Origin of the sequence: Citrobacter sp. S46_ASV_140 (genome assembly GCF_018919545.1) — a bacterium.
Taxonomy (GTDB): Bacteria; Pseudomonadota; Gammaproteobacteria; order Enterobacterales; family Enterobacteriaceae; genus Citrobacter; species Citrobacter braakii.
Genome location: NZ_JAHLRC010000005.1, coordinates 80,116 through 103,547, shown reverse-complemented (window position 1 = coordinate 103,547; position 23,432 = coordinate 80,116). Strand labels below are relative to the sequence as shown.

Annotated in this window: 21 protein-coding genes and 1 pseudogene; 6 read left to right on the top strand and 16 right to left on the bottom strand. The window is 51.0% G+C overall.

Annotation, left to right across the window (positions count from 1 at the left end):
• The coding region (locus KQJ19_RS03255) for a family 43 glycosylhydrolase (protein WP_216403332.1) at positions 1 to 1,030 on the top strand (1,030 nt) is incomplete at its 5' end.
• A gap of 237 nt (positions 1,031 to 1,267) precedes the next feature.
• A pseudogene (locus KQJ19_RS03250) lies at positions 1,268 to 1,609 on the top strand (IS3 family transposase); the annotation flags it as partial.
• A gap of 93 nt (positions 1,610 to 1,702) precedes the next feature.
• Here KQJ19_RS03250 and KQJ19_RS03245 read toward each other — a convergent pair.
• The 5 genes from KQJ19_RS03245 to KQJ19_RS03225 form a co-directional block, all read right to left on the bottom strand.
• A complete protein-coding gene (locus tag KQJ19_RS03245) occupies positions 1,703 to 2,455 on the bottom strand; it encodes an SDR family oxidoreductase (protein ID WP_216403331.1) in 753 nt (250 codons plus the stop codon).
• A gap of 285 nt (positions 2,456 to 2,740) precedes the next feature.
• Positions 2,741 to 2,902, bottom strand: coding sequence for a hypothetical protein (locus KQJ19_RS03240; RefSeq protein ID WP_016152967.1), 162 nt, complete (start codon positions 2,900 to 2,902; stop codon positions 2,741 to 2,743).
• Positions 2,903 to 3,251: 349 nt separating this feature from the next.
• Positions 3,252 to 4,256, bottom strand: a complete 1,005-nt coding sequence (gene trpS, locus KQJ19_RS03235) for a tryptophan--tRNA ligase (RefSeq protein WP_216403330.1) — start codon at positions 4,254 to 4,256, stop codon at positions 3,252 to 3,254.
• Between the two features lie 218 nt (positions 4,257 to 4,474).
• On the bottom strand, positions 4,475 to 6,259 hold the full coding sequence (locus tag KQJ19_RS03230; protein ID WP_216403329.1) for a diguanylate cyclase: 1,785 nt from the start codon (positions 6,257 to 6,259) through the stop codon (positions 4,475 to 4,477).
• A 119-nt stretch (positions 6,260 to 6,378) separates the two neighbouring features.
• Positions 6,379 to 7,488 (bottom strand): AI-2E family transporter, encoded by a 1,110-nt coding sequence (locus KQJ19_RS03225; RefSeq protein WP_016156415.1) that lies wholly within the window; start codon positions 7,486 to 7,488, stop codon positions 6,379 to 6,381.
• Between the two features lie 202 nt (positions 7,489 to 7,690).
• On the opposite strand from KQJ19_RS03225, the gene KQJ19_RS03220 reads away from it, so the two are divergent.
• A complete protein-coding gene (locus tag KQJ19_RS03220) occupies positions 7,691 to 8,650 on the top strand; it encodes a DUF523 and DUF1722 domain-containing protein (RefSeq protein ID WP_191220026.1) in 960 nt (319 codons plus the stop codon).
• Between the two features lie 153 nt (positions 8,651 to 8,803).
• Here KQJ19_RS03220 and KQJ19_RS03215 read toward each other — a convergent pair whose 3' ends face one another.
• The 7 genes from KQJ19_RS03215 to KQJ19_RS03185 form a co-directional block, all read right to left on the bottom strand.
• A complete protein-coding gene (locus KQJ19_RS03215; RefSeq protein WP_137380396.1) occupies positions 8,804 to 10,732 on the bottom strand; it encodes a bifunctional diguanylate cyclase/phosphodiesterase in 1,929 nt (642 codons plus the stop codon).
• A gap of 17 nt (positions 10,733 to 10,749) precedes the next feature.
• A complete protein-coding gene (locus tag KQJ19_RS03210; RefSeq protein ID WP_016152974.1) occupies positions 10,750 to 11,244 on the bottom strand; it encodes a molybdopterin-dependent oxidoreductase in 495 nt (164 codons plus the stop codon).
• Positions 11,245 to 11,785: 541 nt separating this feature from the next.
• The gene (locus tag KQJ19_RS03205; RefSeq protein WP_016152975.1) at positions 11,786 to 12,427 is read right to left on the bottom strand and encodes a PAS domain-containing protein; all 642 of its coding nucleotides are present in this window, start codon (positions 12,425 to 12,427) and stop codon (positions 11,786 to 11,788) included.
• 124 nt (positions 12,428 to 12,551) lie between these two features.
• Positions 12,552 to 13,520, bottom strand: coding sequence for a threo-3-hydroxy-L-aspartate ammonia-lyase (locus tag KQJ19_RS03200; protein ID WP_216403328.1), 969 nt, complete (start codon positions 13,518 to 13,520; stop codon positions 12,552 to 12,554).
• Between the two features lie 27 nt (positions 13,521 to 13,547).
• Positions 13,548 to 13,943, bottom strand: a complete 396-nt coding sequence (locus KQJ19_RS03195) for a RidA family protein (RefSeq protein WP_019076721.1) — start codon at positions 13,941 to 13,943, stop codon at positions 13,548 to 13,550.
• A 245-nt stretch (positions 13,944 to 14,188) separates the two neighbouring features.
• Positions 14,189 to 14,497, bottom strand: a complete 309-nt coding sequence (locus KQJ19_RS03190; protein ID WP_153690393.1) for a monooxygenase — start codon at positions 14,495 to 14,497, stop codon at positions 14,189 to 14,191.
• 36 nt (positions 14,498 to 14,533) lie between these two features.
• Positions 14,534 to 15,325: a PhzF family phenazine biosynthesis protein gene (locus tag KQJ19_RS03185; RefSeq protein WP_200051771.1), complete on the bottom strand. Its 792-nt coding sequence runs from the start codon at positions 15,323 to 15,325 to the stop codon at positions 14,534 to 14,536.
• Positions 15,326 to 15,457: 132 nt separating this feature from the next.
• On the opposite strand from KQJ19_RS03185, the gene KQJ19_RS03180 reads away from it, so the two are divergent.
• Positions 15,458 to 16,156 carry an RluA family pseudouridine synthase gene (locus KQJ19_RS03180; protein WP_103928182.1) on the top strand — a complete coding sequence of 233 codons (699 nt, stop codon included), beginning with the start codon at positions 15,458 to 15,460 and terminating at the stop codon, positions 16,154 to 16,156.
• 38 nt (positions 16,157 to 16,194) lie between these two features.
• Here KQJ19_RS03180 and mdtK read toward each other — a convergent pair whose 3' ends face one another.
• Positions 16,195 to 17,568 (bottom strand): multidrug efflux MATE transporter MdtK, encoded by a 1,374-nt coding sequence (gene mdtK, locus KQJ19_RS03175; protein ID WP_016152981.1) that lies wholly within the window; start codon positions 17,566 to 17,568, stop codon positions 16,195 to 16,197.
• 217 nt (positions 17,569 to 17,785) lie between these two features.
• On the opposite strand from mdtK, the gene KQJ19_RS03170 reads away from it, so the two are divergent.
• Positions 17,786 to 18,433: a riboflavin synthase gene (locus KQJ19_RS03170; RefSeq protein ID WP_016152982.1), complete on the top strand. Its 648-nt coding sequence runs from the start codon at positions 17,786 to 17,788 to the stop codon at positions 18,431 to 18,433.
• A gap of 41 nt (positions 18,434 to 18,474) precedes the next feature.
• On the opposite strand, the gene cfa is transcribed toward KQJ19_RS03170, so the two are convergent.
• The gene (gene cfa / locus KQJ19_RS03165) at positions 18,475 to 19,623 is read right to left on the bottom strand and encodes a cyclopropane fatty acyl phospholipid synthase (RefSeq protein ID WP_016152983.1); all 1,149 of its coding nucleotides are present in this window, start codon (positions 19,621 to 19,623) and stop codon (positions 18,475 to 18,477) included.
• A 290-nt stretch (positions 19,624 to 19,913) separates the two neighbouring features.
• The gene (gene punC / locus KQJ19_RS03160; RefSeq protein ID WP_216403334.1) at positions 19,914 to 21,119 is read right to left on the bottom strand and encodes a purine nucleoside transporter PunC; all 1,206 of its coding nucleotides are present in this window, start codon (positions 21,117 to 21,119) and stop codon (positions 19,914 to 19,916) included.
• Between the two features lie 113 nt (positions 21,120 to 21,232).
• On the opposite strand from punC, the gene punR reads away from it, so the two are divergent.
• On the top strand, positions 21,233 to 22,165 hold the full coding sequence (gene punR / locus KQJ19_RS03155; RefSeq protein ID WP_049281608.1) for a DNA-binding transcriptional activator PunR: 933 nt from the start codon (positions 21,233 to 21,235) through the stop codon (positions 22,163 to 22,165).
• On the opposite strand, the gene purR is transcribed toward punR, so the two are convergent.
• Positions 22,162 to 23,187, bottom strand: coding sequence for an HTH-type transcriptional repressor PurR (gene purR, locus KQJ19_RS03150; protein ID WP_003832757.1), 1,026 nt, complete (start codon positions 23,185 to 23,187; stop codon positions 22,162 to 22,164). The two genes, punR and purR, sit on opposite strands and share 4 nt — an antisense overlap.
• Between the last annotated feature and the right edge of the window lie 245 nt (positions 23,188 to 23,432).

The window sequence follows — 23,432 nt, the reverse complement described above, 5'->3', positions numbered from 1 at the left end:
GGTCACCGGCGAAGGGCAAATTCTCTATGACGGAACCTGCGATTTACCGACTCTGGAAGGCCCGAAGGTCTATAAGCGCAACGACTGGTATTACATCTTCGCCCCAGCCGGAGGCGTGGAGTCAGGCTGGCAAACCGTGTTGCGCGCCCGGGACATGCAGGGCCCATGGCAGACGCGTAATGTGCTTTTTCAGGGCGATACGCCGGTTAACGGGCCGCATCAAGGGGGCTGGGTAGAGGGCGAGCAGGGGGAATGCTGGTTTGTCCATTTCCAGGATGCCCATATCTATGGCCGGATCGTTCATCTGCAACCGATGTTCTGGGGAGATGATGACTGGCCGCGCATCGGCGAGCAGATCGGGGAGACGGGTGTCGGACAGCCAGTATCTCAGTGCCCGTCTCCTTCGGGATTGCTCGCTGCTGAGCACGGTGGCCCACAAACCAGCGATGACTTTCACCACGGTGTACCCGGTTTACAGTGGCAATGGCAGGCCAACCCGCAGCCACAGTGGCGTAAAGCGGGCAGTGGTGGACTTCATCTCACCTTCCAGCCCGTGCGGCGCGAGGCGCTTTACTGGTCGCCCAATCTGCTGCTGCAAAAATTCCCCGCCAGGACATTCAGCGCACAAACGGCATTGCAGCTTGATACCGCACGGTCGGGAGATGCCGGCGGCCTGATCGTGTATGGCGAGCGCTACGCGGCATTATTGCTTGAACACGGCGATAATGCCTGCCGTTTGCTGTGGGTGTGCGGCTGGATGAGCGACAGCGGTCAGGTACGGGAAGAGACTGAGTGTATAACCCTGCTTGCCGGTTCACAGTGCCAGTTGCGCGTCGAAGTGGGTACAGGCGGCATTTGCCGTTTTAGCTGGCGGAGCGACGGCGAAGAATGGCAGAGTTGTCCCCGCACCTTTGCCGCCGGAAAAGGCAAATGGGTGGGTGCTAAACTGGGGCTGGCGGCCCTAAACCTGCACGGCCAGGCAAGCGAAGGCAGCTGTCTGTTTTCCTCTTTTACAGTGAACGTCCCGTAATGCGTAATCCCCGCGTCGACGGCGCGGGGTATTGATTAACCCCAGTCTAGCCCCCACGGTGAGCTTGAAAACCGGCTTCTCGCAGCAGGGGAAAGGACGGCATCTGGCACACCGGTGTATCGGTAAACCTCATCCGGCATGTTCAACGGTGTTATCTGCTCCACCATTTCGGCCAGGGTCGGCCGGGATGCTGCTGGCCGGTGCTATGGATGTGGGTTTTTCTACCATGACGCGATGGGTAAACCAGTCGGAGCGATGTTCTACAGTGACCAGAGTAGCCACTCTACAAGCAGGCAGTTCCGGCAGTTACTGTGGCGTTGCCGGATCAGGCAGAGTATCAGCCGATGTGGAAACGGTTGGGACAACAGCCCGATAAAATGCTTCTTCCAGAGTCTGAAAAACGAGTGGGTGCCAGCGACAAGTTATATAAACTTTAGCGAAGCTGCTCATGCGATCACAGACTATATCGTCGGGTATTACAGCTCGCTAAGGGCGCATGACTATAACGGAGGGTTACCCCCAAACGAATCGGAAAGCCGATACAGGAAAAACTCTAAAGCGGTGGTCAGTTTTAGTTGACCACATCATATCGAGCGAAAATTTTAGAAGATGAGATCGCTTTTCTAACCTAAATGGAGCGAGACAAACCTTTTCTTACTGATGTTAATGTTTTTACGAGGAGCCGTCCCTGGCACTCAGTTTCTCGCGAGTTGGACCTTGAAAGTAGATACTACCTATATGGCAACTACGCGGTTGAGCGAGTACAAAACGAATAGTTTCCCAGACTGAGCGTCCATTTAATAAACGTTCCCCCATTCTGGATTGACTATCAACAAACGTATCTAACCCTGTAAGTTCGAAATCCGGTGGATACAACCCGGTCACACGTATATTTTCTTCGGACAACTGGTGTGACAGTTTAGTTGTGAATCCGCTAAGCCCGTGTTTGCTGGCAAAAAAAGCGGGATGCGCAATTGAATCCGTAAAATTCGGAATCCCACATGAAGATATTATTGAGACGACATCCGCGCTTTCTGAACGTCTTAACCCAGGCAACAATGCATGAGTCAGTAGAATCGCACCTGTCAGGCCTGAACTGATGGTATTGATAATTTCTGCGTCTGGTTGATCGTCTAACGTTCCTGACAGCCACTGGGCGGCATTGAGGATTAAAATATCGATGGGCTTGTCTGAAGTTAACAACTGTGAAGAAAACTGCGAAAGGGATTCAGGCTGGGTTAAATCACAGATATATCCTTTTGCAATCCCGCCTTCAGCCGCGATGATACTGCAAGTTTTTTGAATATGATCAGCACGCCGCGCGCAAAAATCCACCTCGACGCCTTCTTGCGCCAGCCACACGCACAGCGCCTGGCCAAATCCTCCGCCTCCACCCGTAATTACAGCTCTTTTACCTCTTAGCATCTTCATCCATCCTTTTCTTTATGACTATGTGTGGATATAAATATACATGAGGAGGTGGATTGGCATCTTTCAATTAGTGCCATTTTTACATGAGGAATAGGGATAGGGGACTTGCAAAGCCAGCGTCTGGCGCGGACTGAGCGTTAGGTTATTATATTCTCTGCAAGGATATGTATGCGCTATACACAAATTTTAATTGTGCTATTTAGTCAGTAAATTTGTTTAGAATACCATTCCTCTTCTGTTTATAAAGACAAGAAGAGGGATGTGCTAATCATTTAGATATCAGTAGCCTGCAGCCCTGTTGGCTTCTTTGATGCGATTGTTTCTTGCGTCTTTATCGTGTTGGTCTTTTGCCTGCATTATCCCACTTGCAGCATCCACCCAATCATTTGCGGTACAACCTGACAATACCATACTCAACATTAATGCAAACGCATACTTCATTTTAACTCCATCATTCATTATTGTATAAATAGCGTCTGTGTAATGCTCAATGTATTTAACGCTAATGCGGTTAATTTAACAAATAATCATATCTCAGGCAAGGTGAGGATTTCGAACCCGTACATGTAATGGGTAATTCATAATGATTAGCTGAAATAATTGAAGGGGCAGGGTAGAAATAACACTGCATAAAAAACGACATATCGTATTGCGCGGATTATTAAACAGCGAATTAATTAGCCTCTGTGACAGTGGTTACCTTTACGCGTCAACGCATGGCTGCGCCACTCCCGGCGATTGTCATTCGTCGGGAGCTATCTTTAATTATCGAACCTGTAGTGCTTCGAGTTCAGAACACCGGCAAACCCAGTCCTTGCTTTACTTCTTTTAATGTCTGCTGCGTGACCTCGTGCGCCTCTTCGCTTCCTTTTTTGAGCATCGCCATCAGCATACCTTTATCCTGGATGTAGGTTGCCCGCCGCTCGCGCATCGGGGCGATAAGCTCCTGCAAGCACATCTCCAGCTCGTTTTTGCATGTCCGGTCACCCAGCCCGCCGCGCTGATAATGTGCTTTCATCTCCGCCACTTTTGCTTTATCCGGATGAAAAGCATCGAGGTAAGTAAATACCATATTGCCGTCAATCTGCCCCGGATCGGACACTTTTAGATGATTGGGATCGGTGTACATTGCGCTGACCGCATGATGAATGGCCTCTTCGCTGGCGGACAGGAGTAGAGTGTTGCCGAGCGATTTTGACATTTTGGCATTACCGTCGATCCCTGGAAGACGGCTGGTCTCACTCAGTAGCGCTTTACAATGCGACAAGACAGAGGTCGGTAACAGACTATTCATCTTATGCACGATCTCATTGGTCTGTTCGATCATGGGCAACTGATCGTCGCCGACGGGAACCACCTCGGCTTTGAAGGCGGTAATATCTGCCGCCTGGCTGATGGGATAAACCAGAAAGCCAACCGGTAACGAGCGGGCAAATCCTTTCTGCGCAATTTCGTTTTTGACCGTAGGATTTCGCTCCACGCGAGCCACGGTAACGATGTTCATATAAAGCGCAGTCAGCTCGGCGAGGGCGGGCAGGGCCGACTGCAGACAAAGGGTGGTGAGTGACGGGTCGATTCCTGCGGCGAGGTAATCAGCCAGCACTTCGGGAATATTGTTGCGGATCTTTTGTGGTGTGCTGCCGTTATCGGTTAGCCCTTGCAGGTCAGCAACCAATATAAACTGCTGATAATCATGTTGCAGCGTGGCGCGCTGGCGCAGAGAGCCAACATAGTGGCCGAGATGCAGCGGGCCAGTGGGACGATCGCCAGTGAGGATGATAGTTTTATCGTTCATGTAAGACTCCTTAATCAAAAAACCGAAAGGGGTCTTTAAATGCAAATAACCGCCTTTCGGCGGTTATTTAAAATGGGGAAAACACATTCTGACCGCCTTTAAGAAGGCAGCCACCACAGGTTGTGATTAAACGCGGTGATATCGTGTTTTGTGTTCATCCAGTCAACATATCACCGCCTGGCACAGAGGTAAAGCAATGCGCGGCGTACTGACGTATCTTAGCTCGCTTCCAGCATGCCAAAGCTCACGATGCGCGAACGGCCTAACTCTTTCGCGCGATACAGCGCCACGTCTGCGGCGCGCAGAAGATTGTCGCTTTGGGCGTGCTGCGGATAGCTGGCAACGCCGATAGAGACATCAACGTGACCAATCTCTGAGAGTCCAAAGCGCAGCGACAGTTCGCGTACACCATTATAAATATCTGTCGCAAAGCGGTTGGCGGCCTGCTCATCCGTATTGGCCAGCAACACCAGAAACTCTTCACCGCCGTAGCGGAAGGCCATGCCGCTGTCATGGACAACGCGCTGAATAGTGGTGGCGATACTTTTTATCACGCTATCGCCCGCCTCATGGCCAAAGCGGTCGTTAATATTTTTGAAATGATCGATATCGATCATCAGGCAACTGATTGGCTCTTTGTTACGCACTGCCTGGCTCATCTGGGTGCGCAGCGTATCTTCCAGATGGTGACGGTTGCGCAGGCCGGTTAGCGGGTCGTAGAGCGCTTTCTCCAGCAGCGCATCACGCAGGCGCTGGTTGGCTAACGCCAGACCGAGTGCTTCCGCCATCAGTTCCAGATACGCGCGAGAGGGAGCGGAATCATTGCTGAGGTTCTGGAATGAGAGCAGGCCGATGGCTTCACCCTGGGCAATCAGTGGCACGCACAGGGTATGCTGCTGGCATGATTCCGATAGATGGTAGCAGGCGATATCGGGTTCGCCTTGCACCGGTGGATGGCTCTGACCGCGGCGCACTGCCCAGCATTCGTCCGGGTGGAAAGCATCCGCTTTGCCCTGCGGTGAAAGCCATTGCGCAACGCAGCGCATTTGCCAGGGCTCTCGATCCAGTATGTAAAGCCGCCCGGCAATACCGGGAGCAACATTCGGCGCAAACAGCTCTGCCACATTAATGACATCGGCAAAATTCTCGCAGCCTTGCAAACGTTGAGTCATACGTGCGAGCAGCTCGCGGATTGACCAGTCGGCGTCTCGTTCTTTCTCCAGTCGCTGACGTGCCAGGCCGTTCTCGCGAAAAATGCGGATCGCCTGTGCCATATCGCCGATTTCATCGATCTGATTAAAGCTGGGTGTCTCAACGGCGTAATCCTGCGACGCCAGACGGTTAACCACATCGCTCAAACGCACCACGGGACGCAGTACGCGGCGTTTTAAAATAAAGCCGAGAACGAACAAAAATAGCAGCGCCGTCAGCCCGACCATCACTTCCGAAGCCGTACGTAGCGTGCGCGATGTCTGAGTGGCATCTTCAATGGTGTTGCGTACGCGGCTGTCGAGTAACTGACGGAAATGATCTATCCGGTCCTGGGCTCGCTCCAGTTCCTGTTCATAGGATTTGCCATACAGCAGGGCGATGGCCTGCGACTCTTCTCCGCGCGCGACGCTGGCAAGCGCCGCAGCTTGCTCATCCTGCAGGGTATCAACAATCTGCAGCCCTTCATGCAATAGCGCCAGCTCTTCATCCGTCGCCCCAATGTCTTTTAGTTTCGACAGCCGCTGTTCAACGGCTTTCAGCGACGCTTCTTTCTGGCGGTAGGCGTTAAGCGCTTCCGGGTCTTTTGCAATAACATATTCGCGTGCCAGACTGGACAGCGACCAGGCATCGAGCTCGACTTCTTCGGTCAGTTGATCGAATTGATAACGCTGCTCCACCACCTGGCGTTCGGTGTTATCGGCGCTGGAGGCCATCAACATGACAACGCCGGAGGCAATGGTCAGACACACCGTCGCGCTGTAGGCCCAGTTGGTGATTGTGGCAATTCGCACTGATTAGTTCCTTCTGCGACGATTAATGAATAAGCATGATTGAAATTATAGGAAACGTATGATTTTGCGTGAAAATAAAAAAGGCGGTCTCAGGACCGCCTTCTGTTATCGTCCTGCCATCATAAATCTGGAGGATTTTTTCCTTCTTCCATAAAGGCTTCGTCGATTCCTTCCACGTTACCTTCATGATCGCGCCCGGAAAACAGGTTCCAGCAGGTAATGAACAGTGCGGCAATCAGGGGGCCAATCACAAAGCCGTTAATGCCGTAGATCTCCATTCCGCCGAGAGTGGAAATCAGAATCAGATAATCCGGCATTTTGGTGTCTTTACCCACCAGCAGCGGGCGCAGGATATTGTCCACCAGCCCGACGATAATCACGAAGAAGCCAACGATAAACAGCCCTTGCCACAGCTGGTGCGTGGCGAAGAGGAATATTGCCGCAGGTACCCAGACGATCGCTGAGCCGACCGCGGGCACGAGGGAGAGAAACGCCATCAGCGCGCCCCACAGGACGCTGCCGTCGATGTCGACAATTGCAAACGCGATGCCGCCAAGAATACCCTGAACCAACGCCACGACCGCTGTGCCCTTGACCGTTGCCCGCGTCACGCCGACGAATTTGGCAAACAGGTGCTGTTTGGCAAAATCAGAAAGCGGTAATGAGTCCAGAATCTGGCGCACCAGGTACGGCCCGTCCTTCAGTAAGAAAAACAGCAGATACAGCATGATGCCAAAGCTAATAGCAAAGCCGAATGTCCCTTTACCAATCAGAAACGCGCTGCCGGCGAGGTACTGTCCACCCTGCAGTACAACGTCGGACAGTTTTTTCTGGATCTGCGCGACGTTATCCAGATTATGTTCTGCGAGGAATCCTCTGGCCCAGTCAGGAAGATACGAAATAATGGCGGTGACCACTTCCGGGAACTGAGTGTCGTTTTGTTGTAATTTGGCATACACCACGTTCAGCTCAATAGCCAACGAGGAGAAGATCACCATCAGTGGGATAAAAACAATCAGACAGATGATGCCGATGGTGAGCAGTGACGCCAGCCCGTTACGTTCGCCAAGCGCGCTGCGCAGTCTGTTTTTCACCGGGTTAAAGATGGTGGTTAAGATTGCGGCCCACAAAATGGCAGAGAAATAGGGAGACAACACATCGAAGAACGCCCAGGTCACGAGGGCAAGTATGAAAATGAAGAAACCTTTAGTCAGTCCGTTAAATCGCATTAGTGAACCCTGTAATGAGAAGCAGTCCCGACTATAGAACCGTTCAGGGGAATTACCAACTTTCGCTGCGCATATTTTCTTAAATTGGTTAACCTGTTTTTCGTAGGGAGCCTGCGACAGATAAATAACGTACGCTATGATTTATTAGTGAAACAGTCATACTTTTCTTCCCGAAAAAGGGCGTCAAAAAAGAGGGGGCGTTATGAACACTCAACCTGTCATCGGGATTAGTGGATGTTTAACCGGCTCAGCCGTGCGATTTGACGGCGGGCATAAACGGATGGGATTTGTGATGGACGAGCTGGCTCAGTGGGTGACTTTTAAACCTGTCTGCCCGGAGATGTCCATCGGTTTGCCTGTACCACGCCCCGCGTTGCGTTTGGTTCAAACCGCCCAGGGGAATATCCGCATGTGTTTTAGCCATGCGCCTGGTGAGGATGTGACCGATAAAATGTCCGATTTCACCGCTTCATATATCAATGGGCTTGGCGGTCTGTCGGGTTTTATCGTCTGTGCTAAATCACCGAGCTGCGGAATGGAGAGAGTGAGGCTGTATGACGAAAAGGGAAATCGTGGGCGAAAAGAGGGAACCGGTCTGTTTACCGGCACCTTAATGGAAACCTACCCGTGGTTGCCGGTCGAAGAAGATGGCCGCTTGCACGATCCGGTGCTGAGGGAGAACTTTGTCGAGCGAGTGTTCGCGTTACATGAGCTTAATACGCTGCGAGCCACTGGTCTTACTCGCCACGGTTTACTCAACTTCCACAGTCGCTATAAGCTCCAGCTTTTGGCTCATCACCAGGCGGGTTACCGGGATATTGGCCCTTTCGTGGCCTCGCTCCATCAGTGGGATGATTTGGACGCTTTTTTCGTGGTATATCGCGAAAAGCTAATGGCGATCCTCAAAAAGCCCGCCTCACGGAAAAATCACACCAACGTACTGATGCATATTCAGGGCTACTTCCGCGATCGGTTGAACACCCGCCAGCGCGGAGAGTTGCGTGACGTTATCCTCAACTATAGCGGCGGACTGCTGCCAATATTGGCGCCACTGACTCTGCTCAAGCACTACCTTGCTGAATACCCAGACAGCTATTTACTTACCCAGAACTATTTTGATCCTTATCCGAAGGATTTAGCCCTACGGTTAATGATTAATTAGCCTGATGGCGAGTAAATCTGGGGCAGAAATATCCGTTGTTCGCGAAGGTTATCCCTGCCGTTTTCTGATGCGTTTAAGCAGGGATAATTTTCACGGTGTGTAATCGATGAGACAATGCGGCCCGCACCCACGGGCAAATGTGCCGACCGCGATTTAACCGTTTCTGATTTCCTCATCGATACAAGGCTGAGGTTTGCCAAACAGATATCCTTGCGCGAAATCGCAGCCCAGAGCCTGAAGTCTTGTCAGTTGCTCCTGCGTTTCAACACCTTCTGCAACAGCCTTCATATTGAGAGATTTCGCCATACCCGTGATCAGTTTGATGATAGTCAGGGCGTCTTCCTGCGTAGATATCGAATGCACAAAGGACTTGTCTATTTTGATTTTATCGAAGGCCAGTCTGCTGAGGCGCGAAAGAGAAGAGTATCCGGTACCAAAATCATCGATGGAGATTTTTACCCCCAGGGTCCGGAGCTTATTAAGCGTATTTATCGGCGTAGCACTCTCGGTAAAGAGAGAGGATTCAGTCACTTCCAGTTCGAGGCGGTCAGGTGGAAGTCCAGTTTCTTTCAGAATGGTTAACACGATTCCTGCAAAGGCCTTGCTGCTTAGCTGGACAGGGGAGACATTGACTGAAATTTTAGCCGGAACCGCCCAACCCGCGGCTTCCCTGCAGGCAATTTCCAGCACCGCTTTCCCCATCTCATTAATCATCCCTGTTTTTTCAGCAACAGGAATAAAGCTATCCGGCGACAGGAGGCCCTTGAGAGGATGGACCCAACGAATTAGCGCCTCATAGCTGTATATTTTCTGACTGAAAGAATCGACAATAGGCTGGTAATACACCACGAACTCTTTGTTGACTATTGCTAATGCCATATCATGCTCAAGCGTTCTGCTTTCCTGCAATTTTTCTAACATTCGTTGCCGGAAGACTTTTATCTTGCCAGAGCCTTCATTTTTGGCTTCATAAAGGGCCAGATCGGCAAATTTATAAAGATAGTCGGAGCGACGCTCATTTTCTGAGATAACAATGCCAACACAGGTAGTTATGTTGATAATTGTGTTGTAAATGGTGTAGGGCTGGCTGATAAACTCACATATTTTCTGGGCTCGCGACACGGCCCGACTTTCTGTCAGGCCACTTGAGAGAAACGCAAACTCATCCCCGCCTAAGCGATACAGCGTATCCGACGTAAGGCTTGTCGAAATCAGACGATCGGATATCTGGCGCAGTAACATATCACCGGCATCATGACCATACGTATCATTGACCTCTTTGAATCGATCTAAATCAAACAACATCACAGTCACAGCATCGTTATTTTTCTCTGCCATTTCGATTGTTTTATTTAAATCGCTCCAGAATAGCTGACGGTTATTCATCTCGGTGAGCGAGTCATGGTAGACGTCATATTCCAGCTTGGCATTCTGAATCTGTAGCTTTTCCTTCGATTTTTGCAGTTCTTCGGCAAGACTCTTGACCTGAAGGTGCCCCCGCAGAATATTTCTGTTTTGATAAAAAATGAGCACGCCCAGAATCGCACTCAGTATTATTAGCAGTACAGATGTCGTTGAGTAAATATAGTACAGCGTTTGAATTTTTTGGTTGGCGTTATTAATCGAGTTAACATCTTTGTTTAATGCGCCGGATGAAAGACGCCCAAGTTGTGCATCCAGGGTATGCATTTTTTTCAGATATGCCTGGAGTGCTGGACGGTTCATTTTCTCGAGATTATCATCCAGATAACTAAGGATATTTTCAAGTGTTACCGCTAGCTCACGGTGGGCTATATTGCTTTCTATGTAGCGCCCCAAATCACCTTCTTTTATCAAATCACTCTGGCTGAGCATAATGTCGAGACGCATGCGTACATCATCAAGATTCATCGTATCATCGATAGTGTAAAGACCAAGCAACGATTCAAATCGGTAATATTGAGATACCAACTGAGCGGCAGACCAGGAATCGGTGTAGTGAGTCAGTTTCTGTAGCTCTTGTTGCCTTTCATGCACGAGGAAAGAGATATATCCGGTCGAAATAAAAAGAAAAAAGATGATGCCAGCCAGTATTCTGTTCATGATGTTCCTCTGAACGCTTACTCAATATCCATACTACTGACCTGCCATGCAGACCTTGAATAATAAATCTGATTATTTAGTTCCGGCATGCTGTCATAGGGGTACACAATGAATAATGGGCCTTTATCACGGATGCGCATATATTTTCCGTTGATTTTTAAAGCAAGGATGGCATTGTATTTTTTGAAATCACTGAGAGGGATAACGGTGGTGTAATCATTAAGCGCTGTGACCTTTACAACGGAGCCGCTCGCCCCAACATAATCCATGAGTTTTTGTAGTGGAATACCCGTAAAGGTCGTACGTCCATTATACCAGGGGGAGGTGGTCTGAAAACTTACCATGCCCAGCTTCTCAAGGCTGGCGGTATCAAAAACCGCTTTCCCGTCTTCATTTGTATTTTCAATATTACCGGATAACGTTAAAAGAACTTTACCAGTGGGCCTGGAAAGTTCACCCGCCCAAAGCTGGGTGGAGAGCACAACGCTTACCAACATGACTATTAACCGCATTCTAACCTCACCAATCAGCCGGATGTAAAAGAATTATAATTTAGATATCACGCTATTTATATATTCCGCCTGTCTATTATTGGTGATGTGAAACTATTTGTATTTTAATTCATTTAAATCAATGGGTTGCCATGCTTAATGGTTATGAATATTTATTAAATCAGGAGAAGTCTGTTATTAACGGACGGTGATTTTTGTTGTGTCTGTACAAAAAACAATCACTCTGTGGTTGTTAAAAAATCACACGATCATAAAGGTTTATTTTTTTGTGCAGCGACAGGGAATCGTTGTTTTATCGGCGGGTAACCTTGTTGAATAAATCGAACTTTTGCCTATTCCCGGGATTAGATTACACAGGCGTAGCAGACGTTCAAAAATAGTCAATTATCAGGAATTCAAAATATGCAAAATCACCTACGGGATCGTCAGCAACTTAATGAACTTATCAATGGCTGGATGCACCGCGATTGGGGGAATATGCCGCGCTGGCTTGCTGCCTGAGCCAGGCGGATATACCTTGCTGAGCGCCGCATAACCGGGTTTATTCGCCAGCCTGAGCCGACTGGCGGGCATACAGATACGCGGTTGCTCTGGAGACGCCCAGATGCTGCGCCACTGTGTCCATAGATTTTCGTACGTTCAGCAAACCGTCTTTGCGTAATTGTTGAATCAGTCGTTTACGGTCTTCAGGTTTCAGGGCGCGGGCCGTCGTTGCGCATTTAGCGGCAAAGTCATCGATACGCTGGCGGATGACTTCATTACTGCCGGGATCGATATGTTCCTTAATGGGGGAGTCCGCGGTTTCAGTAAAACGCGCAAGGGCACTCTGCATGCCACGAAACAGCGTCATATCCACGTTCAGACAGAGTGCTGCTACGTATTTGCCTTCGTCATCCTTGATGCCGATGGAGGTACTTTTCACCGGGCGGCCATCGGCAAACTGGTTGCTGTAGTTGGCAATAATGCTGGGAAATTCAGGCGATGCGATTCGCGCCAGACCCAGTTCTGTTGCCGGTTGGCCGGGTTCTCGCCCGGACAGGTTATTATGGATGGATAAAATGGCATGTTCAGGATTTTTGAGATCATGAACCACCACTTCACAAAACGGAGAGAAGGTCTCGCTCAAGCCCCTGGCGATAGTGTCAATTTGGCTGAGAAGTGAGTTGTTATCGGTTTTTGGCATGCCAGTCTCCTGCGGTGATGCCTGTTGCCATAATTGCGGGCAGTTTACAGTGAGCAGGGTTCGCTTTTCCAGACGCGAGTGTTCAGACGGTAATAAGGTATCCGCATGGCAGATACCTTATTAATTACTCGGCAAGGAATTCACTGTAGCGGCTGATATCCACGTTCCCGCCGCTGATGATAATGCCGATTTTCTTGCCGCGAAGTTCAGTTTTGCGCGCTCTGGCGGCGGCAAAACCCAGACAGCCAGTCGGCTCCACGACAATTTTCATTCGCTCAGCGATAAATTTCATCGAGGCGACTAATTCATCGTCTGAGACAGTCAGAATATCGTGCACATTTCGCTGGATAATCGGAAACGTAATATTCCCGAGATGTTGGGTCTGAGCACCGTCAGCAATGGTTTTCGGCGTATCGATATGAACAATCTTTCCGCTGCGAAACGACTGTTGACCATCGTTTCCTGCCTCTGGCTCGACACCATAGATGATGCAGTCAGGTGACAGATGCCTGGCTGCCAGTGCGGAGCCCGAAAGCAGGCCGCCGCCGCCCAGACACACGAAAAGAACGTCTAGCTGACCCACTTCTTCAATCAGCTCTTTTGTGGCGGTGCCCTGGCCCGCAATCACGTGCGGATGGTCGTATGGCGGGATCAGCGTCAATCCTTGTTTCTCTGCCAACTCCCGCCCGATTTTTTCACGATCTTCGGTATAGCGATCGTAAATCACCACATTTCCACCATAGCCTTTTGTGGCTGCAACTTTAGCCGCCGGGGCATCATGCGGCATGATAATCGTCGCCGGGATCCTCAACAATTTTGCCGACAGGGCAATGGCCTGTGCATGGTTGCCGGACGAAAAGGTGACGACGCCCGCAGCGCGTTGTTCTGGCGTGAACTGGCGTAACGCATTCATGGCTCCGCGAAATTTAAACGCGCCCATTCTCTGGAAGTTTTCGCACTTGAAGAAAACTTCAGCACCAAATTCGTCATTAACCGTTCGGGAGGTCATCACCGGCGTTTTGTTGGCATAGTCGGCGATGCGCTCTGCCGCGGCGGCAACATCGTTATAATCAGGCAGTGTCATTTCAGTCATTGTTGTTCACCTGTATGTCGTTAAACGTCATGCTTGTGGGGCCAGGGCAATAGCTTCAACTTCCAGCGCGAAACCATAATGAAGTTCTGCAACGCCCGCTACCGCGCGGGAGGGCCGGAAATCACCGATCCACTCCCCATAGATTTTGTTAAACGTTGGCCATTGGTTGATATCTGTCACATAGACGCGTACTGACACCAGGTGCTGTCGAGAAACCCCTGCGCCAGCCAGGCAGGCATCAATATTCTGCAGTACCAGCCGCGTCTGCTCTTCAAAAGAGGCCTCGGTTTTTTTTTCGCCATCACTCGTGACCGGCAACTGACCAGAAATGAAGACGAATCCGCCAGCCGTTGTACTGTGTGAGTAATGACCTGCAGGCGGAAAACCTCCTGCAGATGAGTTCAATGTAATGTCCACGGACATAAGAGAATCTCCTGTAGTTAGTGGTAATTCATTTTGTATAAAATAATACTGTTTGTATTATTTTATACGCTTTCATACCGCGTTCGGCTAGTGATAGTTTTCAAAGGTGATGATTTTGTGAACTATGGCAAACGTGACCCACGTTATATAGCTATCCTGGCGCGGTGAAAGAGGGGGAACGCTTTTGATGAGGGTAAAGCAGGGGAGTGAAGAAGCGCCCCGGGGCGGGGCGTTAAAGCCAAAAATTAGCCGATATGGCCGTGGTTAATCTTACTTAACGGTTCATTGATATCGAAGATTTTGCACGTCACGTCTTCCACACCCAGGTGCTTCAGGCGAGCCGTGTGTTTTTTGATATAGGCCAGAGCGCTGTTTTCATCCTGAAACAGGTAGATGCCACCCGCTTCGTGGTTTGCTGCGTTCTCGGTCCAGATTTTCCAGATGAAACCCGGCTCCTGGTTGATGGATTCTGCCAGTTCAACAAGCTGATGTGACATCTCAGCGCCAAACGGACCAGGAAAATCAAAGTGTATCTGCACGAGTTTGTTCGCCATAAATCCTCCATGGATTGGTTAATTCGGGTAAGGCTGCTAGCGTAACAGCACCTTACCCGTCAGATAAGTTACTGCTTGTCCACCAATATAAACACGCGTTCCTGTCAGTTGGCAGCGTAAATCGCCGCCGCGTTCAGAGACCTGGCGCGCCAGCATCTGCGGTTTATTCAGTTTCGCAGCCCAGTAAGGAATCAGCATGCTATGCGTCGAACCGGTAACCGGGTCTTCTGCGACTGCTTCACCCGGGCAGAAGAAACGGCTGACGAAATCGTATTCCCCGTCACCCGGCGCGGTGATACATACCATTTTCCCGAGGGGAATCATGGCGTGGATATTCGGGCGCACAGCCTCAACCTGCTGTTGATTCTCCATCACGACCATGTAATCGCGCGCGACGCGCACTTCTTTATATTCGGTGATGCCCAATGTTTCCAGCAGTAAGGCGGGCGGTTCGGCAGGTTCGCTTTGCCAGGCAGGAAAATCAAGCGTCAGCCAATCACCGTTGCGCGTGACCGTCAGTGGACCCACAAAACGGGTGGCAAAATGGATGGTCGCTTCCGGGTAATCCAGATGTTCAAAGATGACATGTGCGGCGGCAAGCGTGGCATGCCCACACAGATTAATTTCGCCTTGCGTGGTAAACCAACGCAGCTCGAAGCCATTCTCACTAGCGACAAAAAAAGCGGTTTCCGACTGGTTATGCTGCTGTGACATTTTTAATAATATTTCATCGGGCAACCAGTCATCGAGCGGGCATACTGCTGCGGCATTACCGCCAAACGTCGTAGTGGTAAAGGCATCTACCATGTAGAAATCGATTTGTTGCACGGTGTAACCTCTCATCGCACTCAGGATATCCCACACTCTATCATGCAATGATTGTCATTGGTTAAGCGCCCTGATTCGCCAGTGTGGTAAAAATTCGCTATCATCCGTTTCCACACTTCATCCTGGCCGCTCATGTCTACGATCCTCGATACCTTTATTGCCCCGCCTTGTCATGAGGAGATAGCGATCCTCTATCAGGACGAGCATCTGGTGCTTATCAATAAACCCACCGGACTGCTTAGTTTGTCGGGGAAAAACCCGCAGAATCTCGATTCGGTACATCACCGGCTGGTACAGATTTACCCCGGCTGTACGCTGGTACATCGGCTTGATTTTGGGACGTCAGGGCTGATGGTGATTGCCCGTAACAAGGCTATCAACGCCGCGCTTTGCCAGCAGTTCAGTCAGCGCGCGGTAAGCAAGGTGTATAGTGCGTTGTTGTGCGGGCATCTGAAAAACGATGAAGGCGTTATAGATGCAGCGATTGCCAAAGACCCGGCGCTGTTTCCACTGATGTCGATTTGCGCCATTAACGGTAAACCCGCGCGCTCGCGCTATCAGGTTATTGAGCGTTTTCATCATCGCCAGCAAGATGGGGCGTTACTCGCTTTGACGCGGGTACGGCTGACACCTGAAACCGGGCGTACCCACCAGTTGCGGATCCACTGTCAGCAGTTGGGGCATCCCATTTTGGGGTGCGATTTATATGGTGGGCGTCTGCTGCCAGGCACCGAACGGACGTCGAGACTGATGCTGCATGCCAGTGAACTGCATTTCAGGCATCCGGTCAGTCAGGAATGGATGACGGCCCAAAACGCCAGCCCGTTTTGAGGATATAAAAAAGCCGCCAGATGGCGGCTATTTGGGGATTATCGTGCGGCGCGTTGTAAAATAACCGCTGACGGCTGGCGCTGCAGAAAACGCATCCGCAGCATCATTAACACTGCCGCAGAGGTCAGGCCGATAATAAAGCCCATCCAGAATCCTGCCGGTCCCATCCGGTCAACCACCAGATCGGTCAGCGCCAGAATATAACCGCTCGGCAGACCCAGTACCCAGTATGCCGTAAAGGTAATAAAGAAAATGGAACGCGTATCTTTATAACCACGTAGGATACCGCTGCCAATAACCTGGATAGAGTCCGATATTTGATACACCGCGGCCAGTAACATGAGCTGCGCTGCCAGAGCGACAACTTCCGGGTTATTGTTGTAGAGCAGGGCAATGTGCTCACGGAATGTTACGGTGAAAATCGCCGTCACAACCGCCATGCAGACGCCGACGCCCAGACCTGTTCTGGCTGCGGTTTGCGCATCCAGCGTGGAACCCTGGCCCAGACGATAACCGACTCGAATGGTGACGGCTGCAGCCAGAGACATCGGCAGGACGAACATTAACGAGCTGAAGTTGAGCGCGATCTGGTGTCCGGCCACGTCGACAATCCCCAGCGGGGAAACCAGCAGCGCCACCACAGCAAACAGCGTCACTTCGAAAAATAACGCCAGCGCGATAGGTAAACCCAGCTGTACCAGGCGCTTCATTACGGCGGTGTCCGGTTTCTGGAAACCACGCTCATTACGGATATCACGCATCGAGCGTGCGCGTTTAACGTATGACAGCATGGCGATAAACATCACCCAGTAAACCGCCGCTGTTGCCACGCCGCAGCCCACGCCGCCTAGCTCCGGCATGCCAAAATGCCCATAAATGAAAACATAGTTAACAGGAATGTTCACCAGCAGGCCGAGAAATCCCATCACCATCGCCGGTTTGGTTTTGGCCAGACCTTCACACTGGTTACGGGCTACCTGGAAGAACAAATACCCCGGCGCGCCCCACAGCAACGCACGCAGGTAGCCGACGGCTTTATCCGCCAGCGCCGGGTCGATGTTATGCATGGAGCGAATAATGTATCCCGCGTTCCAGAGCACGATCATAATCAGAATGGAGACGCTGCCCGCCAGCCAGAAACCCTGACGTATTTGATGGGCTATACGATCGCGGCGCCCGGAACCATTGAGTTGCGCAATCACTGGCGTCAAGGCCAGCAGCAGTCCGTGACCAAACAAAATGGCCGGCAGCCAGATAGATGTGCCAATGGCGACGGCCGCCATGTCCGTGGCGCTGTATCCGCCCGCCATGACGGTATCAACGAATCCCATTGCGGTTTGAGCGATTTGCGCAAGAATCACCGGAATTGCCAGAGCTAATAACTGACGCGCTTCACTTACATACTTTTGCACGTGTACACCACTATATTGTTGTTATTTGAGAGACTAAAAAAGCCGCCTTATATGGCAGCAAGGAGAAAAAGCAGGGGAAATTTCAGTCTATTGTAGCGAGGAATACGTAATTCTCCAGTGAAAAAACAGGCAGTAGCGGCGCATTGCTGGCAACCTGAATTTCCACCTGCTATTGTGCTGTGCAGAGATGTCTTAATTCAGTTCAGGAGTTAGAAGTATGTTTACGGGTATTGTGCAGGGCACCGCGAAACTGGTGTCCATTGATGAAAAACCAAATTTTCGTACGCATGTTGTGGAGTTACCTGAATATATGTTGGATGCGCTGGAGACCGGCGCATCGGTTGCCCACAATGGGTGCTGCCTGACGGTAACCGAAATCAACGGTAACCAGATAAGCTTTGATCTGATGAAAGAAACGCTGCGTATCACCAATCTGGGTGACCTGAAGGTTGGGGATTTGGTCAACGTTGAGCGTGCGGCAAAATTCAGTGATGAAATTGGCGGACATTTAATGTCGGGCCATATTATGACGACCGCCGAAGTGTCGAAAATTCTGACCTCGGAGAACAACCGCCAGGTGTGGTTTAAAGTTCAGGATCCGTCGCTGATGAAATACATCTTGTACAAAGGATTTATCGGAATTGATGGCATCAGTCTGACGGTCGGCGAGGTGACACCGACGCGTTTCTGTGTGCATTTGATCCCGGAAACGCTGGAACGTACGACGCTGGGTAAGAAAAAGTTAGGCGCGCGGGTCAATATCGAAATCGATCCTCAAACCCAGGCGGTGGTTGATACCGTTGAGCGCGTACTGGCGGCGCGTGAAAGCGCCATCAGTAACGTAACGGGTGAGGCGGGAGCCTAAGCCAGAGTGTAAAACCCCCGTTGGCACGGGGGTGATAACGATTAGCGGGGAACGCGCAGGCCGTGTTCAACGCCGCGGGAAAAAACCACCTGCCACAGCTGAATGTCGCGAGCACGAAACGCACCGGCGCAGGCGTTCAGGTAATAGCTGAACATCCGTTTAAAGCGTTCGGTATAGTTATCGGCGATTTCAGGCCAGGATCTCATGAAACGCTCGTGCCATGCCATCAACGTTGTATCGTAATCCGCGCCAAAATTATGCCAGTCTTCCATCACAAAATGCGGCTCGCTGGCGTTGGCAATCTGGCGAACTGACGGTAAACAGCCGTTCGGGAAGATATATTTATTGATCCACGGATCAACGTTATTGTCGGTCTTTTTGGAACCGATGCTATGCAGCAAAAAGAGGCCGTCGGGTTTTAAATTACGATCAACCACCTCAAAATAAGTCGCGTAGTTCTTCGGCCCCACATGCTCAAACATGCCAACGGAGACAATGCGATCAAATTTGTCGTTCAGGTCGCGATAATCCTGCAGCAAAATTGTGACATCCAGCCCCGCACAACGCGCCTGCGCCATTTTCTGCTGTTCTGCCGAAACGGTCACGCCCACCACGCTAACGCCATATTGTGACGCCATAAACTGGGATAAGCCGCCCCAGCCGCAGCCAATATCGAGCACCCGCATGCCTGGCTTCAACTGCAGTTTTTCGGCAATCATTTTTAGCTTCGCCTGTTGGGCAGATTCCAGGGTATCGGCATCTTTCCAGTAGGCGCAGGAATACTGCATATAAGGGTCCAGCATGCGGGTAAAGAGATCGTTGCCCAAATCGTAGTGTTCTTTGCCGACGACCCACGCACGTTTTTTGGTCTGTAAATTGAACAGGCGAGCCGTGGCGATACGTAGCGTGTCTTTAAAGTGGCGGGGGAGTTGGTTTTCAAGACCGGCGCGCAGGACTTTACAAAAAAACATGTCCAGCCGGTCGCATTCCCACCAGCCATCCATATAACTTTCGCCCAACCCTAACGATCCTTCCTGCAATACGCGTTTGAAAAAATCGGGGTTCGTTACGCGAATATCTGCCGGTGCCGGACCATTAATGGTAATACCTGCACGGCTCAATAATTCATTGGTGATGCGGTACCAGTCATCATCCGGTACGCTGACGTCTTCTATACACGATGAACTCATAGCTTCTCCATCACTGGTCGGTGATCAGAACCTTAAAATAGCGTAGACGCTTTTTTGGGCTTTGTGAGAACTCTCACGGAATTAATCCGCGAATCTATAATCCGACGTAGAACAGAGGAAGGGAGGAACCCTTGCCGAAAAGACCATCCATGGGAAAACGGGAACGTTCTTGTCCCCGTTAACACATAACAATTATCGTTTTTTTAACAACCGGAAATCAGTATAGGCCTGAATTTTTGACGATTCAACCAATAAATATTAGCAGGCTAATCAATTATCAAGGGTGATTACTAGTGAGACTCACCGTGGGCAATTTGCGCCCGATCATCTGTGTGCGGGGCGTTAGCCTTCTGCGATTGCATTTTGTAACCCGTGGCCGCCAGCAGCACCGTTGTCAGCATCACGCTGGTGGTGGTGAGCAGCGGGGTGGCGATCAACCAGGAAACCACAAGGCTTGCCAGGAAGCATAAACCCAGTTGCAGTGTGTTCTGCAATGCCGCTGCGCGTCCCGTAGCTTGTGGGAAAGGACGTAACGCCTGAGCCACAACAATTGGGTAGATTGCTCCATTGGCAATCGCCATAACGCAGAATGGGATGAGGATTTCAGCCAGCGCAACATGGTGAATAAATCCGGTTGCCCAGGTGGCCACTACGCTAAAGGCATACAGAATGAGTAACCAGGGCAGCAGCTGACGGCCCTGCCATTTTTGCAGCGCAGCGCGGCAGCCGTAACCACCAATTAAGAAAGCGATGGTTTGCGGAACATAACTCAGGCCAATCACCGCCGGACTGTAGCCCATTTCGCTGAGGATGAACGGGGAACCCGTCAGCCAAGCGAAGAAGCTCGCGGAGCAGGCGGCATAAATCAGCACGTTTCCGCGGTAAACTTTTGAGCGCAACAGGGTAGCGAAAGTCAGTTTATCCTGGCTGTCGTCGCGTGCTTTAGCTGTTGGTTTTAAGCGCAGAGCCGGAAGCATCAGGATTAGAGTAATGGCAAACAGGGTGGCGAAAATGGCCTGCCAGGAAAAATGTACCAGGATCCAACTGCCTAATAACGGCGCTAATGCCGGGGATAACCCGACCAATGGCATAATGGTGGCAAAGATGCGGTTTACTTTTTGTGAAGGATAATAATCGGTGACCAGCGCCTGCCAGATAACCGATGCCGCACAAACGCCAACGGCCTGAACAAAGCGCAGTACCAGCAGACCGGTGGCATTTTCAACCCACAGCATGCCCAAACTGCCCAGCGCGAAGATGGATAAACCCAGCAGCAAAACTGGCTTGCGACCATAGTGGTCAGAGAGCGGCCCCCACAGAAGTTGCGCGACGGCAAAACCCGCTAAGAATAAGCTAAGGCTGGCGCTGACGGCAGATGCAGGTGTCTGCAGATCGGACTGAATTGCGGCGAAGGCGGGCAGATACATATCCGTTGCCAGAAAGCCGAGTACGCTAAGACCCGCCAGCCAGACTAAAAATCCTTTCCCAGGTTGCATCATCATTTCTCTTTTTTTAGCAGTAGAACAATGCCGCTGAGTGTAGTGAGTGTAATTCTTGCTGTGAAACGCTAATATTTGCTTACTGATTTCAAATTTTTTGTAGGCAGAATATGTGGTCGGAATATTCACTTGAAGTTGTGGATGCGGTTGCGCGTAACGGTAGCTTTAGTTCGGCCGCGCAGGAGTTGCACCGCGTACCCTCGGCGGTAAGCTACACCGTGCGTCAACTGGAAGAGTGGCTGGCGGTGCCGCTTTTTGAGCGACGCCATCGGGACGTGGAATTGACGCCTGCCGGTGCATGGTTTCTCAAAGAAGGCCGCTCTGTTATCAAAAAAATGCAGATCACCCGCCAGCAATGTCAGCAAATTGCCAACGGCTGGCGCGGGCAGTTGGCGATCGCGGTAGATAACATTGTCCGCCCGGATCGTACCCGACAGATGATCGTGGATTTCTACCGTCATTTTGATGATGTGGAGCTGCTGGTTTTCCAGGAGGTGTTTAACGGTGTCTGGGATGCGCTGTCCGATGGGCGCGTTGAGCTGGCAATCGGCGCCACGCAGGCGATTCCGGTGGGGGGGCGCTATACCTTCCGCGACATGGGAATGCTGAGCTGGAGCTGCGTGGTGGCAAGCCATCATCCGTTGGCGTCAATGCCCGGACCGCTAAGCGACGACACGTTGCGCAACTGGCCGTCGCTGGTGCGTGAAGACACGTCGCGTACGCTTCCTAAGCGTATTACCTGGCTGCTGGATAACCAAAAGCGCGTTGTGGTGCCTGACTGGGAATCTTCTGCGACCTGTTTATCTGCAGGTCTGTGCGTGGGCATGGTACCGACGCATTTTGCCAAACCGTGGATTGATAGCGGCAAATGGGTCGCGCTACAGCTGGAGAATCCATTTCCTGATGCCGCATGCTGCCTGACCTGGCAACAGAACGATACGTCGCCAGCATTGAGCTGGCTGCTGGACTATTTAGGGGATAGTGAAACGCTGAATAAGGAATGGTTGCGGGAGCCCGATGAGGCTCCCGCACCACAGTCTTAACGACGGTAATCGCGGAACGGGCCGTCGGCAACGGAACGGCGCTCTACCAGGCGCGGATGAACCTCGATAGACTGCGACTCTTCACGTTTATTCACAATACGGTCTAACAGCATGTTGAAGGCCGTTTCCCCCAGTGAATCTTTAGGCTGGTGAATGGTCGTCAGAGCCGGCGTGAAGAAGCGGGCGTTGCGCACGTTGTCGTAACCGATGAGCGAGACATCCTGCGGTACGCGCAGTCCCATCTCGTCAGCGGCGCACAGCGCACCCATCGCCATGATATCGCCACCGCAGAAGACGGCGGTAGGACGATGCGACTGTGACAGAATTTGCTGCATGGCGCGATAGCCCGATTCAGGCTCAAAATCGCCCTGCACAATCCAGTTTTCAGGAACTTTAATCAGCGCTTCTTCCATCGCTTTCATAAAGCCTGCCAGACGCCCGGCTCCGGTATTACGCTCCATTGGTCCTGGGATCACGCCAATCTCACGATGACCGCGTTCTACCAGATACCGACCCGCCATGTAACCGCCTTCGAAGGCGTTATCAATGACCGTATCGGTAAAGTCGGCTTTAGCTTCGCCCCAGTCCATGACGACCATCGGAATATGGCGGTACTCTTCGAGCATCGAAAGCAGCGACTCCGGATACTCAGAACACATCACCAGCAGACCATCAACGCGCTTTTGCGCCATCATCGACAGATAAGCCTGCTGTTTTTCGAGGCTGTTCCATGCGTTACCCAGAATCAGGGTATAGCCTTTCTGGAAACAGTTTTTCTCAACGGCTTCGATAATTTCAGCGAAATAGGCCGCTTCGCTGCTGGTGGCCAGCAAGCCAATAGACTTGGTGTGATTCACCTTCAGGCTGCGCGCCACGGCGCTCGGAGAATAGTGCAGCTCTTTGATCGCCGCCCAGACAGCATTACGCGTTTCTTCCGCGACAAAGCGCGTCTTGTTAATTACGTGTGATACGGTTGTAGTGGAAACGTTTGCTCGCTTCGCTACATCTTTAATTGTTGCCATTACATCTCACTCCAGACCATATCCTAAGCTCCTGAGAATACTCCAGGTAAACGTTTGCCTTAACACACCCTTAGCGCAACGTAAGGGTTGCGGCACGCCGGGAAAACGACACGGAACGTCAGGAAGGGGTCAATGGCCGGTACGCTAATCAAGTAAGCGTGGAATTTTGTCTGATCTTAACGAAAAGGGGAAGAGTTAAAAGCAGTTATCAATATAAATCGTGAGAGATTTTTGCTTTCAAGTGT

Bases quoted from the DNA above. Each gene is read 5' to 3' on its own strand.
- KQJ19_RS03245 (WP_216403331.1), bottom strand. From the start codon at position 2,455: ATGCTAAGAGGTAAAAGAGCTGTAATTACGGGTGGAGGCGGAGGATTT.
- KQJ19_RS03240 (WP_016152967.1), bottom strand. From the start codon at position 2,902: ATGAAGTATGCGTTTGCATTAATGTTGAGTATGGTATTGTCAGGTTGT.
- trpS (WP_216403330.1), bottom strand. From the start codon at position 4,256: ATGAACGATAAAACTATCATCCTCACTGGCGATCGTCCCACTGGCCCG.
- KQJ19_RS03225 (WP_016156415.1), bottom strand. From the start codon at position 7,488: ATGCGATTTAACGGACTGACTAAAGGTTTCTTCATTTTCATACTTGCC.
- KQJ19_RS03220 (WP_191220026.1), top strand. From the start codon at position 7,691: ATGAACACTCAACCTGTCATCGGGATTAGTGGATGTTTAACCGGCTCA.
- KQJ19_RS03215 (WP_137380396.1), bottom strand. From the start codon at position 10,732: ATGAACAGAATACTGGCTGGCATCATCTTTTTTCTTTTTATTTCGACC.
- KQJ19_RS03210 (WP_016152974.1), bottom strand. From the start codon at position 11,244: ATGCGGTTAATAGTCATGTTGGTAAGCGTTGTGCTCTCCACCCAGCTT.
- KQJ19_RS03205 (WP_016152975.1), bottom strand. From the start codon at position 12,427: ATGCCAAAAACCGATAACAACTCACTTCTCAGCCAAATTGACACTATC.
- KQJ19_RS03200 (WP_216403328.1), bottom strand. From the start codon at position 13,520: ATGACTGAAATGACACTGCCTGATTATAACGATGTTGCCGCCGCGGCA.
- KQJ19_RS03195 (WP_019076721.1), bottom strand. From the start codon at position 13,943: ATGTCCGTGGACATTACATTGAACTCATCTGCAGGAGGTTTTCCGCCT.
- KQJ19_RS03190 (WP_153690393.1), bottom strand. From the start codon at position 14,497: ATGGCGAACAAACTCGTGCAGATACACTTTGATTTTCCTGGTCCGTTT.
- KQJ19_RS03180 (WP_103928182.1), top strand. From the start codon at position 15,458: ATGTCTACGATCCTCGATACCTTTATTGCCCCGCCTTGTCATGAGGAG.
- KQJ19_RS03170 (WP_016152982.1), top strand. From the start codon at position 17,786: ATGTTTACGGGTATTGTGCAGGGCACCGCGAAACTGGTGTCCATTGAT.
- cfa (WP_016152983.1), bottom strand. From the start codon at position 19,623: ATGAGTTCATCGTGTATAGAAGACGTCAGCGTACCGGATGATGACTGG.
- punC (WP_216403334.1), bottom strand. From the start codon at position 21,119: ATGCAACCTGGGAAAGGATTTTTAGTCTGGCTGGCGGGTCTTAGCGTA.
- punR (WP_049281608.1), top strand. From the start codon at position 21,233: ATGTGGTCGGAATATTCACTTGAAGTTGTGGATGCGGTTGCGCGTAAC.
- purR (WP_003832757.1), bottom strand. From the start codon at position 23,187: ATGGCAACAATTAAAGATGTAGCGAAGCGAGCAAACGTTTCCACTACA.